This window comes from Bradyrhizobium sp. USDA 376, from assembly GCF_054063675.1.
Window position 1 is genome coordinate 3206849 of record NZ_JBSSGN010000001.1, and the last position, 18505, is coordinate 3225353.

Here is an 18505-nt window from a genome sequence, read left to right on the forward strand (position 1 = left end):
CCCCAAACACAATCCTGTGGTTGGGTCCCGGATCTACGCGCGCTTGAGGCGCGCTTGTCCGGGACGACACCGATCGTGTTGCACGCCCTCCATACTAACGATCAACTTGAAATGGATGGGCACGCGCGGGGTTCTTCACTAGTATCCGCGCGATTTCACGACAGAAGACTGCTGGGAGTTAACATATGAAATCAGCATTTTTGGCCGCTGCGGCCTCGATCGCATTGCTGGCCGCGCCGGCCTCCGCGCAAGGCGTCAAGATTGGCATTCTCAATGACCAGTCCGGCGTCTACGCCGATTACGGCGGCAAATGGTCGGTCGAAGCGGCCAGGATGGCGATCGAGGATTTTGGTGGCGAGGTGCTCGGCCAGAAGATCGAGCTCGTCACTGCCGACCACCAGAACAAGCCGGATCTGGCGTCCTCGATCGCGCGGCGCTGGTACGACGTCGAGAACGTCGACATGATCACGGAGCTGACGACCTCATCGGTTGCGCTCGCGATCCACGAGCTCTCCAAGGAAAAGAAGAAGATCGACATCGTCGTCGGCGCCGCGACATCGCGCCTCACCGGCGATGCCTGCCAGCCCTACGGCTTCCACTGGGCCTATGACACCCGCGCGCTCGGCGTCGGCACCGGCGGTGCGCTGACCAAGGCCGGCGGCGACACCTGGTTCTTCCTCACCGCCGATTACGCCTTCGGCTACGCGCTGGAGAAGGACACCAGCGAGATCGTCACCGCCAATGGCGGCAAGGTGCTCGGCTCGGTGCGCGTGCCGCTCAACTCCTCGGACTTCTCCTCCTTCCTGCTGCAGTCGCAGAGCTCGAAGGCGAAGATCGTCGGCCTCGCCAATGCCGGCCTCGACACCACCAACTCGATCAAGCAGGCATCCGAATTCGGCATCGTCGCCAGCGGTCAGAAGCTCGCCGGCCTCCTGATGACGCTCGCCGAGGTGAACGGCCTCGGCCTGCAGGCCGCGCAAGGCCTGGTGCTGACCGAGGGCTATTACTGGGATCTCAACGACAAGACGCGAAATCTCGGCGAACGCTTCCTCAAGCGCACCGGCCGGATGCCGAGCATGATCCATGCCGGCACCTATTCGGCGACGCTGAGCTATCTGAAGGCGGTCAAGGCCGCCGGCACCAAGGATCCGGATGCGGTCGCCAAGAAGCTGAAGGAGCTGCCGGTCAACGACGATTTCGCGCAGGGCGGCAAGGTGCTCGAGAACGGCCGCATGGTCCACGACATGTATCTGTTCGAGGTCAAGAAGCCCTCGGAGTCAAAGAAGCCCTGGGATTATTACAAGCTGCTCGCCACCGTCCCCGGCGACAAGGCCTTCTTCACCGCCAAGGAAAGCGGGTGCCCGCTGACGAAGTAGTGGGAAGAGGCATAGCGAGCATCACACCCTCGCTGTCGTCCCGGACAAGCGGAGCCCGGCAACGCGCCAGCGTTGTCGGGGGCGGAGCGCCGATCCGGGACCCATATGTGGACGGCCCCCGTGGCACAAGAGGCTTGGCGGTCTGATCGGATCGCTTGCATCCATATGTCCGGCCTGTTGGTGCGGTTGATTTGAACCGCTGGCCAAGATGGTTTCCGCGACGCGAGCTCCAATCAACCACGCGACCTGGGTTCGGCCGATGGGTCCCACGGGATGTCTCGCACCTCGGATCGATCGATCCTACCATCTACTCCTCTTGCAGCTCCGGCTCGGCCGGTCGGGCGAACCCGATCGGCTGATCTCCCTTAGGCGGCAGCCGCGGATGCAGCCCGCATCCGAGCGCCGTCGTATCTCTCCCCCGTCACCATCAGCTTCCAGGCGATGCGGGCATTCTTGTTGGCGAGCGCCACGGCTGCGAGCTTGGGCGGCTTGCGCTTGAGCAGGGCCAACAGCCAAGGTGACGGATGACCGCGGCCGCACATGGCCTGCTTGATCACGGCGGTCGCTCCCGCCACCAAGACACTGCGCAGCCGCTCGTCTCCAGCACGGGTGATCTTGCCGAGACGGGTTTTGCCGGCAGTGGAATGGTCTTTCGGAGTCAGCCCAATCCAGGCCGCATAATGCCTTGCGGAGCTGAACGCGTGCGGATCCGGCGTCTTCATGATCAGCTCAGGCGCACCGATCGGCCCGATCCCTTGAATCTCTGCAAGGCGCCGGCTGTCCGGGTTGGCACGGTGCCAGGCCTTCAGCCTGGCTTCGATTGTCTTCAGTTCCTCCTGTAACTGCGCGTACTGGCGGCCCTGCTGCGCCAACAGATCGCGCGCCAGGTCCGGCACGCTTTCGTCTTGCGCGATCTGCGCCAACAGCGGCTCGACCTGGCTGAGCCCCTTGGCCGCCGTGATCCCGAACTCAGCCGCATAGCCGCGGATCATGTTGCTAAGCTGGGTGCGCCGGGCGATCATCTGCTCGCGCAAGCCCGTCAGCATCAACGCGGCCTGCTGCTCGGCACTCTTCACCAGCACGAACCGCATCGTCGGCCGGCTCATCGCCTCGCACAGGGCCTCAGCGTCGCGCCCGTCGTTCTTGTTGCGCTTGACATAGGGCTTCACGTGCTGTGGCGCCATCAACTTCACTTCGTGGCCCAGCTTGCCCAGCTCCCGCGCCCAGTAATGCGCCGCGCCGCAGGCCTCCATCCCCACCTGCGTCGCCGGCAGCTTGGCAAAAAACTCCAGCATCTGCTTGCGCGTCAGCCGCTTGCGCAGCACTGGCCGCTCCGCCGCGTCCACCCCATGCAGTTGAAAAATATGCTTCGACGTATCGATCCCAATTCGGATAATCTCGCTCACGGACGGCTCCCTTGTCTGAGATTTGCAACAACCTCATTCTGGCACACTGATGCCGTAGGGGGCCGTCCACCCCATCAACCACAGGGAGAGGTTATGGGGCGAACTGCTGACTCCGAGTCTTCGCCAAACGCAATCCTGTGGTTATGGGTCCCGGATCTGCGCGCGCTTGTGGCGCGCTTGTCCGGGACGACGGCCGTGGTTGGGCTACACCAACCGCAACACCACCGCGCCCAGCGCCCCCGCCCACAGCGCAATCGCGGCCAGCGCCTGGATCGCGAAACCCGGGCCGCGTTTTGCGGCGGCCTGCGAATAGCCGATGAAATAGACGATGCGGCCGATGATCCACACCGCGCCAAGTCCCGCCGCGATCGCATCGCCGATATAGATCGCGAACAGCCAGAGCGCCGGCAGGAAGATCGGCATCCATTCCAGCGTGTTCGCCTGGATGCGGAAGGCGCGCTCGAAATCCGGATGCCCCGATGTCGCCGGCACCTTGATCCCCGTCCTCGACCGCGCGCGCGAGACGTTGATGGTGAGGAAGAAATAAAATGCGATCGCCAGCAGCGTGACGAGGGCGGTGAGATGATACATCGCGAATTTCCCCAGAGCGTTTTCCAGCGAAGTGGATACCGGTTCGCGTAAGGAAAACGCGTCAAAACTAGAATCCAGGCAGACCGCGCTTCAATACCCGGTCAGCTCGAGATAGCCAACGCCGTCATGCGTGCCGGCAAAGCTGATCGGCCCTTCCCAGTAGGAGAAGCCGGTCCCCATCCAGGCGTTTGGATTGAGCGGCTTGCACTGAATCGAGAACGAGCGCGAGGGGATCGCGATCTGCCATTCCACCGGCAGCTTGCGCCCCGCAACCTCGGCCGTCGCCTTTGGTGCCATCTGGATGTCGCCACCCGCAATCATCTGCGTCTCGCCGGTGGCGCTGATCCAGTTGCCGAACGGATAGTCCTGGCCGTCCTTCTGCCGCAGCCGGTACAGCATCAGCTTGTCGCCGGACGACAGATGCAACGACAGCCAGTCCCAGCCGGTCTGGTCGGCGTCGAGCGGCTGGCTGCTCCATTCGCGGTCCATCCAGGCCTGGCCTGTGACATCGGCGGGCTTGTCGTCGATGCTGAGCGTACCGCGCGCACGGTAGAATGGCTGGCTATAATAGTAGGACGCCTGGCCGCGTTCGGACTTGCGGCTGAAGCCGCGATCGCCCTGCAGCACCACCGGACGATCGGCCTCAAGCGTCAGCGCGTAGCTGAAGTCGGTGCCGGAGGCCTTCAGTGTCAATGGTGCCAGCGTGCGATCGTCGGTGCTTTCAAGACCCTTCATCTCCCAATCGTCGATCCAGGCCGCAAACGGCTTTGCCGTGACACCGGCCTGCCCGATGCCGCCGCGTGAAAACACTTCGCTAAAGCGATGCGTTCCGGCGCGCGTCACCGCGGCATGCGCCATCCAGATCTGCTGATTGGCCCAGCCCTCGCCTTGCGGACCCGGCTGCGCCGCCTGGCGGAACAACGTCCATTGCAGGCCGCAGGCCGCGCCGCTGGCATCGACGAGATTCGCCGTGAGATACCACCACTCGATGCGAAACTCCGGATGCGGCCCGTGATCTCCGGGGAAGTCGAATGTCTTTCCCGGGGTGACCCTGGCAAAACCGTCGGCGGTCTCGCCGAGGCCGGCGTAGCCTTGCGCGCCAGCGCGGCGTGCAACAGCGAGTGCGGCGATGCCGCCGGCGAACGCACGCCGCGATATCCTGTCAGCGCTCATTGGCAAACACCTTGACGAGGTTCGCCGGCTGCATCCGCGCCAGCCGCAGCATCGGCAGCAGCGCCGCAAGCAGCGAGGCCAGCAGCGCGACCGCGACCAGCTCGATCAGCTGCAGCGGAAACACATGAAACGGCAGCCGCCAGCCGAACGCTTTCACGTTCACAATGGCAATCAGGCACCACGCCACCACCAGTCCGAGCGGCACGGCCAGCAGCGCCGTGAACAGCGCGACCGACAGCGTCTTGGTCAATTCGATCGCGGCGAGGCGCGGCCGCGTCAGGCCGATCGCCCACAGCGGGGCGAGCTGCGGCAGCCGGGAATTCGCGAGCGTCAGCAGGCTGGTGAGCAGCGCGATGCCGGCGACGCCGAGCGTGAACGTATTCAGGGCCGAGGTGACCGCAAAGGTGCGGTTGAAGATGCGGATCGATTCCGCCTTCACCGTCGCTTGGTCCGCGACACTGCGGTCGTCGAGCGCGAACTGCTTCTGCAACGCTGCGATCAAACCCGGGATCTTGTCGTGCGCGACGATCAGCCCGATCCGCGTCTGCGGCGTCTGCGGAAAATGCCGGATCAGCGCCGCGACGTTGACGGCGAGCTGGCCCTTTGGATTGCCGTAATCGGCATAGATGCCGACGATGTCGAGCTCCCAGGTCCCGCCCGGCGCCGGCACCTCGATCACGTCGCCGACGCGGACGTTGAGACGGCGGCTCAGCTGCTCGCTGATGAAGGCGGCGTTGCCCGGTACGAGCTGCGTCCATGCGCGCGGCGCGGTCTCCAGCAGCGGCCAGCGCTCGCGATAGAGCGCGTGATCGGGCAGGCCGAACAATTCGACCGGCTGGCCCAGAATCTGTGCCTCCGCGCGTCCGCCCGACAGGATCGCCTGAACCTCGCGGCGCTCCTTCAGCCAGTTGCGGATCGCGACACCTTGCGCATTGTCGGAGGCGCTGATGTAGACGTCGGCCGCGAGCCGCCCGTTGAGCCAGCCGATGAAGGTGCGGCTGAAGGTTTCCACCATGGTGGACACCCCGACATTGACGGCGAGTGCGAGCAGCAGCGCCATCAGTGCGAGCGACAGTCCCGAAAGTTGCTGCCGGCTGTCAGCCCAGAACCACAGCGCGATGGGTCCGCGCGCGCTACGCTGGCCGATGAGCAGGATGATGTCGAGGAACGCCGGCAGCATCAGCGCCGCGCCCAGCATCAGTGCCGCGAGCACGCCGAAACCCGCGATCAGCGACTGGCCGTAGTGAAGCAGCAGCAGCGCGATGGCGAATACGGCGCAGGCGGCGAGGCTCTGCAGGATCAGCCAGCGGCGCTGTCGCTGCTGCCAGGCGCGCGGCTGGGCGGTGGCCAGCACCGGCATCCGGATCGCCTTGATCAGGCTGGTCGCCGCCGCAACAAGCGCGCCCGCAACGCTGATGCCGATGCCCGCGAGCCACCATTCAGGTTGCAAGCTGAGCTGCCCCGGGATTTGCGCGCCGTAGAGCCCGCGCAGCGAGGCCGCGACATCAGGCAATAAAGCGGCCGCGATGAAATAGCCGCAGACGAGCCCGATCAGCCCTGCGACCAGCGCCAGTGCCACCAGCTCGATCACCAGCACCGTATTGACGAGGCGCGCCGAGGCACCGCAGGCTCGCAACGTGCGCAGCATCGGCAGCCGCTGCTCGAAGGCGAGGCCGACGGCCGAATTGACGATGAACAGGCCGACGAAGAACGACAGCAGGCCGAAGGCGGTGAGGTTGAGATGGAAGCTGTCGGTGAGACGCTCCAGCTCCGTCTCCGCGGTCGGCTCGACCCGCTGCAGCTGTTCGCCGACGACGCTCGCGAGCGGCGCCGGCTTGCCCTTCGGCTTGCCGATCAGCAGCCGCGAGACCTGATCCGGCTTGTTGAGGAGTCGCTGTGCCACGCCGATGTCGACCACCAGCACGTCGGGTGCGAGCTGCGGCAGCACGCGCAGCGGCGGCAGCTTTGCGCCGCTGCTGATCGGAGGTGCTGCGCCTTCGGTTTCCTGCAGATCGCCCAGCGTCTCCCGTGCCACCAAGGTCTGGCCGGGCGGAGCGACAAAGCTGCTCAGATCCGAGGCACCTAGGCGCGGCGCATTGCCGACATCGACCGGCAGCGTCACCGGCTCGATGCCCAGCAGCCGCACCGAGCGTCCGTTGACCTGGACGCGGCCTTCCAGCACCGGCGACACCGGCCAGCCGGCGCGACGGAGTTTTACGAACAGCTCCTGCGGGAACGTCGCGGCATTCGGCGCCACCAGCATGGCGGTACGCACGCCGCCAAAGGTCGCTGCGGCACGATCATAGGCATTGCGGGCCTGCTGGTTGATCGCCTGCACGCCGCTCCACAGCGCGGTCGCCGCGATCAGCCCGATCAGCAGCGTCGCGAACTGCATCCCGTGTCGCCGCCAATGGCTCAGGAGCACCGCGAGCACCCACAGCGCGCGCCTCATGCGATTCGTCCTGCGTGCAAGGTGAGGTGCCGGTCGAGCGTTGCGGCCAGATGCAGGCTGTGCGTCACCATCAGGAAGCCGCAGCCGGTGCGCGCCACGAGGTCACGCGTCAGCGCCAGCACGTCCTCGGCGGTGTCCTCATCGAGATTGCCGGTTGGCTCGTCCGCGAGCAGCAGTGAAGGCTTTGTCGCCAGCGCCCGGCCGATCGCGACCCGCTGCTGCTGGCCGCCTGACAATTGCTCTGGATAGCGCTTGAGCAGGCCGTCGAGCCCGAGCCGCTCGACCAGCTCCTTGGTCCAGGCCGCATCGTGCCGGCCGGCGATCCGCGCCTGGAAGGCCAGATTGTCCGCGACCGACAGGCTCGGGATCAGGTTGTACTGCTGGAACACCAGGCCGATCCGGTCGCGCCGGAGTTCTGCACGCCCGGCGTCCGAGAGCTTGGTGACCTCGGTGTCCTCCAGCCGGATCGAGCCGGCATCGGCGGCATCGAGCCCGGCGATCAGGTGCAGCAGCGTGCTCTTGCCGCTGCCGGATTCTCCGGTCAGCGCGACGCGCTCGCCGGCTCTGAGGTCAAGGTCGACGCCGCGCAGCACGTGGACCGGCTCGCCGGCCGAGGAGAAGGTCTTTGAGAGGTTTCGGATACTCAGCAAGATTGATGCGCCGGACGGAATTTAACTCAATGTTGCGTAGCACACCTGCCGTGGAAATGCCGGGGTTGCGTTGGCTTTGAAGCCGTTGTTAGCTCCCAAGACGGCCAAATCAAAAAGTGCCGACAATAAAGACATATGGGGAGAATGATGAGCGCTCAGGGAACGCCCGAAATGGGCAGGACGGCAGGGGACTCCAAGGGTTTGGCAAAGCCAACGCCAAAGGGCGCCTGGACCGTTACATTTCTCCTCTTTCTCTTCATGGTGGTCAACTTCGCGGACAAGATCGTCGTCGGTCTGGCCGGCGTGCCGATCATGACCGACATGAAGCTCAGCGCCGAGCAATTCGGCCTGCTCGGGTCCTCGTTCTTCTTCCTGTTCTCGATCTCGGCCATCGTGGTCGGCTTCATCGTCAACAAGGTGCCGACGCGCTGGGTGCTGCTGACGCTGGCGGTGATCTGGGCGCTGGCGCAGTTCCCGATGGTCGGCACCGTCTCCTTCACCACGCTTCTGATCTGCCGCATCGTGCTGGGCGCCGGCGAAGGCCCGGCCTTCTCGGTCGCCGCACACGCCATCTACAAATGGTTCCCCGACGAGAAGCGGACGCTGCCGACCGCGATCCTGTCGCAGGGCTCGGCCTTCGGCGTCATCCTGGCGGTGCCGGCGCTGAACTGGGTCATCGTCAATCACTCCTGGCACTACGCCTTCGGCGCGCTCGGCGTCGTCGGCCTGATCTGGGTCGCGGCCTGGCTCGCGCTCGGCAAGGAAGGCCCGCTGGAGGACACCCAGGTCCTCGCCGTCACGGAGCCGAAGATTCCGTATGTGCAGCTTCTGACCTCGCGCACCTTCCTCGGCTGCGTGATCGCGACCTTCGGCGCCTATTGGGCGCTGTCGCTCGGCCTCACCTGGTTCACGCCCTTCATCGTCAAGGGGCTCGGCTTCTCGCAGAGCCAGGCCGGCTTCATCTCGATCCTGCCCTGGGTGTTCGGTGCCACCATCGTCATCCTTACCGGCTGGATCTCGCAGGTGATGATGGCGCGCGGCTACACCACGCGCATCTCGCGCGGCGTGCTCGGCTCGGTGCCGCTGATCATCGGCGGCCTGATCCTCGCCGCGATGGCGCATGTCGAGGGCGCCGGCCTGCAGATCGCGCTGCTCGTCGTCGGCTCCGGACTGTGCGGCGCGATCTACGTGGTCTGCCCGCCGATGCTCGGCGAGTTCACCCCGGCCTCGCAGCGCGGCGCGGTGATCGCGATCTACGGCGCGCTCTACACGCTCTCGGGCATCATCGCCCCGAGCGTGATGGGCACCGTGATCCAGCGCGCCGGCAGCATGCTCGACGGCTACTTGACCGGCTTCACCATCAACGCGGTGGTCATGGTCGGCTCCGGCGTCATCGGCCTGCTGCTGCTGTGGCCGAACACGGAAAAGGCGAGGTTGACCCGCGGCGCGGCGGCGCAGCCCGCGGCGCTGAAGGGCGCGGTGTCGCCGACGTAAGGGGCTCCAAAAGCCCACCACAAACACAATCGTCGTCCCGGCGAAGGCCGGGACCCATACGCCGCAGCAATCGTTTTGCGAAGACTCGGAGTTACCAGCTTCGCCCCAAACCACTTCCTGTGGTTATGGGTCCCGGCCTTCGCCGGGACGACACTGAAGGTGAGGCGCGGTCTTCGCGCCTCAAGCGCAGTCCCCGCTACGCCACCCCCTGCGCCCCACGAATCAGCTTCCCCGGCCGCCGCCCGGTGGCCTCACCCTGTCGCCGCGTCACCACGCCCGACACGATCGTCGCGTCATAGCCGTCGACATCCTGCAGCAACCGCCGCCCGCCGACCGGCAGGTCGTAATGCACCTTCGGCGGATGCAGATGCAGCCGGTCGTAGTCGATCACGTTGACATCGGCCTTGTAGCCGGGCGCGATCAGCCCGCGGTCGGTGAGGCCGACCGAGAGCGCGGTCTTGCGCGACTGCGCGGCGACCACGAACGGGATGGTGAGCTTCTCGCCGCGTTTGCGGTCGCGCGTCCAGTGCGTCAGCAGATAGGTCGGAAAGCTCGCATCGCAGATGATGCCGCAATGCGCGCCGCCGTCGGAGAGGCCCGGCACCGATTGCGGATCGAGCAGCATCTCGCGCGTCGCATCGAGATTGCCGTCGGCATAGTTGAGGAACGGCACGTAGAGCATGCCGCGCCCGTCGTTGGACAGCATCGCGTCATAGGCGAGCTCTTCCGGCTGCCTTCCTTGCTTGCGCGCCTGCGGTCCCAGCGCGTTCTCCGGCGGCTGCTCGTAATCGGGGGGATCGCCGAGCAAAAACATCTTGTCGTAGTTGGGCCGGAAGAACAGCGGATCGTCGGTCGCGGTTGCCGTCTCGCTGAGAATCGCCTTGCGCACGTCGGCTTGATGCAGCCGGGCCAGCCGCTCCTGCAGCGGCAGATGCGCGATCTTCGTGTAGCTCGGATGGGTCTGGAACGGATTGCGCGATAGCTCGAGGCCGAGCAGCAGGCCGACCGGGCGCGCCGCGATCTGCGCAGTGATGGAGAGGCCGCGCTGTGCGGCCGCATTGATCTCGTCCAGCGTCTGGCGCCAGCGGTTTGGCGACTTGTCGTTCTGCGTGATCGAGAACGAGATCGGACACTTCGTGCTATCCGCCACCCGCAGCATCATCGGCAAATCTTCATGGATGGTGGAGAGGTCGAGCACGAATTGCAGCACGCTGCGCCCCTGCCGATGCATGGCGCCGGCAATCGCGGTGAGCTCGTCCTCGCCGGCCTTCAGGGTCGGCGTGAAGTCGCCCGTCGAGGTGCGGTGGTTGAGCGTGCGCGAGGTCGAGAAGCCGAGTGCGCCGGCGCGCACGGCCTCGCCCGCGAGCCTTGCCATCGCCGCGTTGTCCTCGGCGGTCGAGGGATCGCGGCGCGCGCCGCGCTCGCCCATCACGTAGACGCGCAAGGCCGCATGCGGCAGCTGCGCGCCGACGTCGATGTCGAAATCGCGCTTGCTGAGCCAGTCCATGTAGTCCGGAAAGCTCTCCCAGGCCCAGGGAATGCCGGCGCTCAGCACCGGCTCGGGAATGTCCTCGACGCCTTCCATCAGCTGGATCAGGCGGGTGTGGTCGGAAGGTTTGCACGGCGCAAAGCCGACGCCGCAATTGCCCATGATCGCTGTGGTGACGCCGTTCTGCGAGGACGGCGTGATGTCCTGGCTCCAGGTCACCTGCCCGTCGTAATGGGTGTGCACGTCGACGAAGCCCGGCGTCACCAGTTTTCCGCGCGCGTCGATCTCTTCGTGTCCCTGCGCGGAGATCTTGCCGACCTCGCTGATCCTGCCGCCCGTGATGGCGACATCAGCCTCGAACAGCTCGCCGCCGCCGCCGTCCGCAACGGTGCCGCCGCGGATCACGAGATCAGGGGTGCTCATGTGTTTCTTCCCGTTTTTGTTGTTGCTTACGCGTTTTATTTTGCCCGTCGTCCCGGACAAGCGCGCCCCAAGCGCGCGCAGATCCGGGATCCATAACCACAGGGAGGAGTTTGGCGAAGACTCGGAGTTATCAGCTCGCCCTAAAACCGCTCCCTGTGGTTGGGTCCCGGCCTTCGCCGGGACGACAGCTGAATTCGCCGCTACGCCTTGGCTTGCGCCCGCCGTTCCGTGAACGGCGACAGCACCACAGTCGCCAGCATGAAGATCACCGACGCGCCGAACACCCAATGCGGCGCGCTCTGGTCCATGATCCAGCCGAACAGCAGCGGTGAGACGATGCCGCCGAGATTGAAGCCGGTGGAGACGATGCCGAAGGCGCGCCCCGCGGCTCCCGCAGGCGCGGCATTGCGCACCAGCATGTCGCGCGAGGGCGCGATCACGCCGGAGAGGAAGCCTGCGGTCGCCATCGTGGCGGTCAGCGCCCAGCCCGGCAGCGTCACCAGCGCGATCAGCAGCACGATGGCCGCATTCGCGGCAAAGCAGGCCGCGGCGACATAGCCGTGGCGCTCGGTATGATCGGCGAGGAAACCGCCGGCGAGCACGCCCGCGGCGCTGCAGCCGAGGAACGCGGTCAGCATGACGTTGGCCGCGGAATAGGAAGCGCCATAGCCGCTCATCAGCGCGACCACGCCGAAATTGTTGATGCCGGCGACCGACAGGCTGAGCAGCATGAACAGCACGGTCAGCATCATCAGGGCCGGCGTGATGACGGCCTGCTTCGGTGCGTTCTCCGCGCCCGGCTTTGTCTTGTGCGCGCCGGCATCGGGAATGTTCATGGCGATCAGCAGTAACGCCACCAGCACGGCGATCGCCCCCGACGCGATCAACGCGCCGGTGCCGCCGGACATCGTGACGAGTGCGGCGACGATCGCCGGTGCCACCGCGCCGCCGAGAAAACCCGCAAATGTGTGGACCGAGAAGGCGCGGCCCATCCGCGCCTCGTCCATGTGCTCGGCCAGGATTGCGTAATCGGCGGGGTGATAGACGCTGTTGGCGAGGCCGAGCAGCACGGCGCAGGCGATCAGCGAGGCGTAGCTGAGGTGCAGGCCGAGCAGGATCAGCGCAAAGCCGCCGAGCGTCAGCCCGGCCAGCAGGATCTTGCGCGCGCCAAAATGGTCGACGAGATAGCCGGTCGGCGCCTGCGTCAGGCCCGAGACGACGGCGAGCGTGGTCAGCGAGAAGCCGAGCTCGACATAGCCGACGCCGAGCTTGTCCTTCAGGAACGGGAACAGCATCGGCAGGACCAGCAGATGGAAATGACTGACCCAATGCGCGATCGAGATTCCCGTCAGCGTGCGCAGCGCACTGTCCGCCTTGCCTTGCTGCGGTGCGGCGAGAACGTCGACCATTGCAGTTCCGTTTCACTCCCGATGGACGCGCAAACTATCGGGGAGGGCGGTTATTTGTCCATGAACGCAGGCGCATGGCAGGTAGTGCGGGCGGGGGCGTGAGGGGGGCATGATAATGGCGGGCGCGGTGCCTCCACATCGTCGTCCTGGCGAAAGCCAGGACCCATTACCCCAGGGAACCGTTTGGCGGAGGATCGTCGTCCGGTACTGCGACCGGTCACAATCGAGAGATCACGCGGTATGGGTCCTGGCTTTCGCCAGGACGACGGCTGAGAGCATGGCCAGAGCCGAGCCCCTCACAACGGCTCGTCATCCGGGCCATACCGATCACGCTTCGGCGTTGCGATGTCGCCGTCCTCGTAATCGTCGTCGTCGATGTCGCGCGGTGGCGGCTTCTTTGCCTTGTCGTCGGCCGTCTTCGGCGGCCCGCTCGGCTTGGTGGTCGTATTCCCGGTTTTGGCCATAGCTGGTCCCGGATGGTGATGCTGCATCCGAATCTATCCGCCGCCTGACTTATCTCAAGGGGGCAAAGCGACCGTCAGTGCACGACCGGCCCGCCCGCCTTCTTCCAGGCATCGATGCCGCCGGCGATATGGGCGGTGTTGAGAAGGCCAGCTTCCTTTGCAGCCGCAACCGCCATCGCCGAGCGCTCGCCGAAGGCGCAGAAGAACACCACGCGGCGCCCCGTCGCGGCCGCGACCTCGCGCAGCATGCCGCCGGGCTTCAGGCTCTCCTCGACCGAGGGATAGGGCGTGTGCAGCGCGCCTTCGAGCATGCCGTGCTTCATCCGCTCATTGGTCTCGCGCAGATCCACCAGCAGGATGTCGGGCCGTCCGAGCGTGCGGATCGCCTCGACCGCGCTGAGCACGCGGCCCTCTTTCTCCAGCTCCTCCTGATGCAGTCCGACATGCATGTTGGCGGGGATCGCCACGTCCATCATCTTCGGATTGGGCAGCTTCAAATTGCCCATCAGCTCGATATATTCGTCGACCGAGCGCACCTGGAGCCGCGGATTGTAGCGCTTCTCCTCGCCGATGGTGGAGACGGTGTCGCCTTTGTAGTCGTGGGCCGGAAACACCATCGTCTCGTCCGGCAGCTTCAAGAGGCGGTTGAAGATCGATTCGTATTGCGCGCGCGCCGAGCCGTTCTGGAAATCGGTGCGGCCGGTGCCGCGGATCAGCAGCGTGTCGCCGGTGAAGACGCGGTCGCCCATCAGGTAGGAATAGGAATCGTCGGTATGGCCCGGCGTGTACATCACGTCGAGCGACAGGCCCTCGATCGTCACCTTGTCGCCGTCGGCGACCCGCATCGCCACCACGTCGGCCTTGGTCTGGTCGCCCATCACGGTCATGCAATGAGTGCGGTCGCGCAGCTCGCCGAGCCCGGTGACGTGGTCGGCATGCAGATGGGTGTCGACCGCTTTCACCAGCTTGAGGTCGAGCTCGCGCAGCAGCTGGCAATAGCGGTCGACCTTCTCCAGCACGGGATCGAGGATCAGCGCCTCGCCGCCGGGGCGGCTGGCGAGGACGTAGCTGTAGGTGCCCGAAACGCTGTCGAAGAGCTGGCGAAAGATCATGGCAGGACCCGGCTTGGAACTGGCTTCCAAGATTCTACTATGTTCCGGGTCGGAAAGAGAAGCAATTCACTGTGTGGATGGTAATATTTGGAAGATTTTTATTGCGGTGCCAGCTGTCATTCCGGGGCGATGCGCAGCATCGAACCCGGAATCTCGAGATTCCGGGTTCGGCTCTGCGAGCCGCCCCGGAATGACGGCGGAGCCTACGGCCGCACTACCGTGTACCCGTTCTCCGCCAGGAACAGGATCTGCCCGACCCCCACCTGCACCGGCGTCGCCCCCGGGATGAACTCCGGCCGCTTGCCCGTCTCGCGCTCGAGCGTGTCGACCGTGTTGAGGCAGATGTCGAAGCGTACGCCCTGGGCGATCAGGCTTTCGACCTGCTTGCGGCGCTCGCTGCCTGACAGCAACAAGTCGATGCCGGGACCGAACGCCACCACCTCGATCGCGACCTTGTCGGGATCGTAGGCCTTCAGCAGATTGTTGGCGACGCTCAGCACCAGCGCCTGCTTCTTCGCATCGCCGTCGGAGAGCTGCAGCACGATCTTGTGCTCGGCGAATGGCTTGTCCTGAAGCGGCACCTGCTGCGCCAACGCCGGCAGCATCGCGGCCCAGCCTAGCAGCGCCAGCAGCATCGCGCGAAACGCCTGCAACCGCATCATCCCTATCCCGCTATGCCCGGATTGCCGTCGACGCCCTTCAGCGCGATGCCGGTGCTGAGCCGCTCCTGAAGCATTCGGCCCGAGCGCAGATATTTGCCGACGACCTCCCACACCGGTGCGCCCTGCCGGCCGTTGACCGAGGCCCAGCCCGCGACCTTGTAGCGATGGCTGGCGCTGATCGCCTTGCCGCCATTGAGCTTCAGCTCCGAGATGCGGCTGCCGATCGCATCCGCCGGCGTGCAGGTGTAGCTGAGCCCGCCGGCGCGCACCATGTCGCCGCCCTGCTGGTAATAGGGATCGGCGTTGAAGAGATTGTCGCAGACGTCTTCCAGCACGGTCTTGATCTCTGCGCCGGTCATCTCCTGCACATAGGTCTCGGGATAGGTGATCGCGGTTTCCGCCAGCAGATCCTCCATGGTCAACGCCTGGCCCGACAGCGCGGTGACGCCCCAGCGGAAGCCCGGCGACAACGCGATCTCGGCATCGAGCTCGGTGCGCAGCGCGGCGCAGATCAGTTCATCCATGGGGCCGGTGAAATTGCCGCGGCGATAGAGCAGGCGGTCGGGTGTGGCGATCTTCTCCGACCAGTCGGAGACGTGCGGCGCACGGACCCGCCCGATCAGCTCGGCCATCGCCGGATCGGGTTTCAGAAGCTCCGAATAGACCGGCAACAGGCGATATCTGACGTCGCCCACCTTGCCCTTGTCGAGCGCGAGATCGAGCACGCCCAGGAATTTCCCGTTGGAGCCGGCATTGGTGACGAGCGTCGTACCGCCAGCGTTCTTCACGGCAATCGGCTGCGGCACGGCATCATGGGTATGGCCGCCGAGGATGACGTCGATGCCGGTGACGCGGCTGGCGAGCTTGAGATCGACGTCCATGCCGTTGTGCGACAGCAGGATGACGGCATCGACCTTGTCGGTGCCGCGCAAGGCGTCGACATGCTTCTGCAGCTCCTCCTCGCGGATGCCGAAGGTCCAGTCCGGCGTGAAGCGTTTTGGATGCGCGATCGGAACGTACGGAAAGGCCTGACCGACGATCGCGACGCGATGACCGCCGAGCTCCTTGATGACGGAGGGCTTGAACACGCGCCCGGTCGCGGGGTCGAAGGCGCGGGCGTCGTTGAACGCGGCTTCCTCGGTCAGGAACACGTTCTGCGCCAGGAACTCGCCCTTGAAGCGTTCGAGATTGTCGCGCAGCGCCTGCTCGCCATAGGTGAATTCCCAATGCCCGGTCATCGCTTCGATGCCGAGCAGATTGGCGACCTCGACCATGTCGCGGCCCTGCATGACGTTGGCAAGCCCGGTGCCCTGCCAGAGGTCGCCGCCGTCCACGAGCAGGGAGTCTTTGTCGCCGACATCGCCGCGCAGGCGGTCGACCAGGGTCTTCAGATGGGCGAAGCCGCCGAGCTTGCCGAAGCGGCCCGCGGACTTCTCGAACTCGAAGCAGGTGAAGGCATAGGCATCGGCGCTGTCGGGGCGGATTCCAAATCGCTCGAGGAAGGCGCGCCCGACCAGGTGCGGCGGCCGTCCCGCCATCTCGCCGATGCCGATATTGACGCTCGGCTCGCGGAAATAGACCGGATTGAGCTGTGCATGCGCGTCAGTGATGTGCAGGATCCGCGCATTGCCGAACCGTTCGAGCTCGTAGATGCTCGCGGTCTCGGTGCCGCGTGCAAGCCGGGGCAGGCTGAGCGATACGGCGGCAAGGCCTGCAGCCTTCAGGAAATCGCGGCGGCGGATGGCCATCTCGAATCTCGAATTCTCCGCGCCCCTTCAACGACGGTCCGACAGTTCCAATAGGCCCAGTCTAGCGGATTTCCATCGCCTTCCAGGCTTCTTTTTCGGACGTCGCCTGGAAGATCGACGCCTTCGCCAGGGCTTCGGCTTCCTTGGCTGCGGCCAGCGCGCGGTCGAAATCGCCGCCGTCTGCGGCCCTCTTGGCAGCCGCCAGCGCAGATACGGTCACGGTCCACTGGTTGCGCATGCCGGCTGCCTCCTTGGAGGCGGCCTCGGCGGCGGCATAGGCCGCCTTGTAGTCCGCCTCATTTGCCGCGCGCGCGGATGGCGCGAGGCTCAGGGCGAGCAGTATGGCCAGAGCAAGTGACCGCTTCATGGCCGCGCTCCCGGGCCCGAGATCGGCAGGCCGTTGGCGACATAGGAGAGGAAATATTCGACGTCGCGATATTCATCCGCCTGCGGCTCCAGCGGAACCGCGCGGGTCTGGCTGTTGCAGGTGACGAAGCGGCGGCTGGTCGTGCCCATGCCGCTCCATTCGGAGCGGTAGATCGGCATCGCGTTCAAAATCCCGAGCGCCGGCGCCAGGATCTCGGCGCGGATGCGCTCGCCTGGGCTCTGCACGTGGCAGCTCGCGCAGGAGAAGTTCATCTGGCCGCGCCGCGTGTAGAAATAGCGCTTGCCGTTCTCGAACGCCGCGAGCGCGCGCGGATCATCGGGAATCTTGATGTCCATCGGCTTGCCGCGCGAGGTGAACGCCATATAGGCGGTGAGCGAGGCCATCTCGTCCTTGACGTAGGAATAGGGCGCTTCGCCATTGGCCTCGCGGCAGCGGTTGAGCGCGAGCTCCAGCGTGACGACCTTGCCTTCCTTCTCGTCGAAATAGGGATAGTTCTGGCGGATGCCGATGCCGCCGTTCGGGAAACAGTCGGCATAGGTCTTGCCGTTCTTGAACGGGGTCGAGAACATCTCCTTGCCGGCGTCGAGCGCAAACTCGTAAGGCGGGAATTCCTCCTTCTCCTGCCACTGCCGCTTCATGTCCTCGTTCATGGAATAAGGACCGTTGACGAAATCCTCGTGCTTCACGTTCGGAAACTTCTGGAAGAAGAAATTCTGGAACGCCTTGGCATCGGCAACGGGATCGACCTTGTCGGCCGCGATCACGCGCGGAGAGGTCAGAGCGAACGCGACCAGCGCGGCGCCGAGCGAACCAAGCAGGAGGTGGATGCGGGCCTTCATCACGCGATCTTCGCGGTGGTCGTGTCCGAGCCACCCTTGTTGTCGGTCCAGGAGATCTTGAGCTCGTCGCCCTTCTTGGCGCCCTTGAAGCTGAATTTGACGTAGGGGTCCTTGGAGACGGCGGTGCCCCAATCGGCGACGAACACGTCCTTGCCGTTACATTCGAACTTCAGCTGCTGGATGAAATGCGCGGGGATCAGCTCGCCCTTGGAATCCTTGACGAGGCCGGTGTCCATGGGGTGCTGGATCAGCGCCTGCACCTCGGTGATGTCGCCGTTGGATGTTGCGCGCACGCGAATGCTGGATGCCATGTCGAACTGCCTCGCTTAACCGCCGCAACCGCCGACGGTAACCTTGACCTCTTTGGTCGCGCTGTAGAGCTTGCCGTCGGCTTCCACGAGCGCGGTCACGTTGGTGGTCTTCGCCATCTTCAGCCGGTTGGCGACAACAGGCAGCGTGCCGTCCGGAATCCTGTAGCTTGCTGCGAGCGCGAACGGGTTCTCGGCCACGAAAAACGAGATCGAGGTCACCTTGTCGAGCGTCGTCGTCACCGAGATCGGCACCACGCCGCCGTTCTCGGCGATCTCCGGCGCATCGAGCTTGACCTTGTCGGACGGCTCGGCCGTCTTGCCGTAGAGCGCCTTGATCGCGTCCGCCTCGTTCTTCAGCTTGAACGCCTCGTCCGGATATTTGTCGTTCGCCGCCGCATGCGCGGGCGCGGCTGCGAACGGCAGATTGCCGAGGCCGAGCAGCGCGACGGAGGCCGCACCCTGAAGGATCAGGCGCCGCGTCGGATGAGGGCCGGTGGTCGTGGTCATCTCGGGTCTCC

General features: G+C 65.3%; 17 protein-coding genes. 2 read left to right on the plus strand and 15 right to left on the minus strand.

What is annotated here, in order from left to right; translation table 11 throughout:
* The first annotated feature begins 185 nt into the window (after nucleotides 1-185).
* Entirely contained in the window at nucleotides 186-1376 is a 1191-nt protein-coding gene (locus ACVJ19_RS14985; protein WP_453948470.1) for an ABC transporter substrate-binding protein, read from the plus strand.
* A gap of 365 nt (nucleotides 1377-1741) precedes the next feature.
* On the opposite strand, the gene ACVJ19_RS14990 is transcribed toward ACVJ19_RS14985, so the two are convergent.
* The 5 genes from ACVJ19_RS14990 to ACVJ19_RS15010 form a co-directional block, all read right to left on the minus strand.
* A complete protein-coding gene (locus ACVJ19_RS14990) occupies nucleotides 1742-2782 on the minus strand; it encodes an IS110 family RNA-guided transposase (RefSeq protein WP_453948065.1) in 1041 nt (346 codons plus the stop codon).
* Nucleotides 2783-2986: 204 nt separating this feature from the next.
* Entirely contained in the window at nucleotides 2987-3373 is a 387-nt protein-coding gene (locus tag ACVJ19_RS14995; protein ID WP_453948469.1) for an MAPEG family protein, read from the minus strand.
* Between the two features lie 90 nt (nucleotides 3374-3463).
* A complete protein-coding gene (locus ACVJ19_RS15000; RefSeq protein WP_453948468.1) occupies nucleotides 3464-4546 on the minus strand; it encodes a lipocalin-like domain-containing protein in 1083 nt (360 codons plus the stop codon).
* Entirely contained in the window at nucleotides 4536-6998 is a 2463-nt protein-coding gene (locus ACVJ19_RS15005; protein ID WP_453948467.1) for an ABC transporter permease, read from the minus strand. Before ACVJ19_RS15005 ends, ACVJ19_RS15000 begins: the two co-directional genes overlap by 11 nt.
* Nucleotides 6995-7648 (minus strand): ABC transporter ATP-binding protein, encoded by a 654-nt coding sequence (locus ACVJ19_RS15010; RefSeq protein ID WP_453948466.1) that lies wholly within the window; start codon nucleotides 7646-7648, stop codon nucleotides 6995-6997. Before ACVJ19_RS15010 ends, ACVJ19_RS15005 begins: the two co-directional genes overlap by 4 nt.
* A gap of 147 nt (nucleotides 7649-7795) precedes the next feature.
* On the opposite strand from ACVJ19_RS15010, the gene ACVJ19_RS15015 reads away from it, so the two are divergent.
* Nucleotides 7796-9142, plus strand: a complete 1347-nt coding sequence (locus ACVJ19_RS15015) for an MFS transporter (RefSeq protein WP_453948465.1) — start codon at nucleotides 7796-7798, stop codon at nucleotides 9140-9142.
* A gap of 196 nt (nucleotides 9143-9338) precedes the next feature.
* Here the strand turns inward: ACVJ19_RS15015 and ACVJ19_RS15020 are convergent, their stop codons facing one another.
* The 10 genes from ACVJ19_RS15020 to soxY all read right to left on the minus strand — a co-directional run bounded on the left by ACVJ19_RS15020 (nucleotide 9339) and on the right by soxY (nucleotide 18494).
* Nucleotides 9339-11054, minus strand: a complete 1716-nt coding sequence (locus ACVJ19_RS15020; RefSeq protein ID WP_453948463.1) for an N-acyl-D-amino-acid deacylase family protein — start codon at nucleotides 11052-11054, stop codon at nucleotides 9339-9341.
* 200 nt (nucleotides 11055-11254) lie between these two features.
* Entirely contained in the window at nucleotides 11255-12463 is a 1209-nt protein-coding gene (locus ACVJ19_RS15025) for an MFS transporter (protein WP_453948461.1), read from the minus strand.
* Nucleotides 12464-12759: 296 nt separating this feature from the next.
* Nucleotides 12760-12927: a hypothetical protein gene (locus ACVJ19_RS15030; protein ID WP_453948459.1), complete on the minus strand. Its 168-nt coding sequence runs from the start codon at nucleotides 12925-12927 to the stop codon at nucleotides 12760-12762.
* 74 nt (nucleotides 12928-13001) lie between these two features.
* Nucleotides 13002-14039 carry an MBL fold metallo-hydrolase gene (locus ACVJ19_RS15035; protein ID WP_453948457.1) on the minus strand — a complete coding sequence of 346 codons (1038 nt, stop codon included), beginning with the start codon at nucleotides 14037-14039 and terminating at the stop codon, nucleotides 13002-13004.
* Between the two features lie 203 nt (nucleotides 14040-14242).
* Nucleotides 14243-14701: a DsrE family protein gene (locus ACVJ19_RS15040; protein ID WP_453948455.1), complete on the minus strand. Its 459-nt coding sequence runs from the start codon at nucleotides 14699-14701 to the stop codon at nucleotides 14243-14245.
* Nucleotides 14702-14703: 2 nt separating this feature from the next.
* Nucleotides 14704-16449 carry a thiosulfohydrolase SoxB gene (gene soxB / locus ACVJ19_RS15045; RefSeq protein WP_453948454.1) on the minus strand — a complete coding sequence of 582 codons (1746 nt, stop codon included), beginning with the start codon at nucleotides 16447-16449 and terminating at the stop codon, nucleotides 14704-14706.
* Nucleotides 16450-16510: 61 nt separating this feature from the next.
* A complete protein-coding gene (locus ACVJ19_RS15050; protein ID WP_453948452.1) occupies nucleotides 16511-16816 on the minus strand; it encodes a hypothetical protein in 306 nt (101 codons plus the stop codon).
* Nucleotides 16813-17676 carry a sulfur oxidation c-type cytochrome SoxA gene (soxA, locus tag ACVJ19_RS15055; RefSeq protein ID WP_453948451.1) on the minus strand — a complete coding sequence of 288 codons (864 nt, stop codon included), beginning with the start codon at nucleotides 17674-17676 and terminating at the stop codon, nucleotides 16813-16815. The genes ACVJ19_RS15050 and soxA overlap by 4 nt, the downstream gene beginning before the upstream one ends.
* Nucleotides 17676-17987: a thiosulfate oxidation carrier complex protein SoxZ gene (gene soxZ, locus ACVJ19_RS15060; protein ID WP_453948450.1), complete on the minus strand. Its 312-nt coding sequence runs from the start codon at nucleotides 17985-17987 to the stop codon at nucleotides 17676-17678. The genes soxA and soxZ overlap by 1 nt, the downstream gene beginning before the upstream one ends.
* 15 nt (nucleotides 17988-18002) lie before the next feature.
* Nucleotides 18003-18494: a thiosulfate oxidation carrier protein SoxY gene (gene soxY, locus ACVJ19_RS15065; protein WP_453948448.1), complete on the minus strand. Its 492-nt coding sequence runs from the start codon at nucleotides 18492-18494 to the stop codon at nucleotides 18003-18005.
* Nucleotides 18495-18505 lie beyond the last annotated feature (11 nt).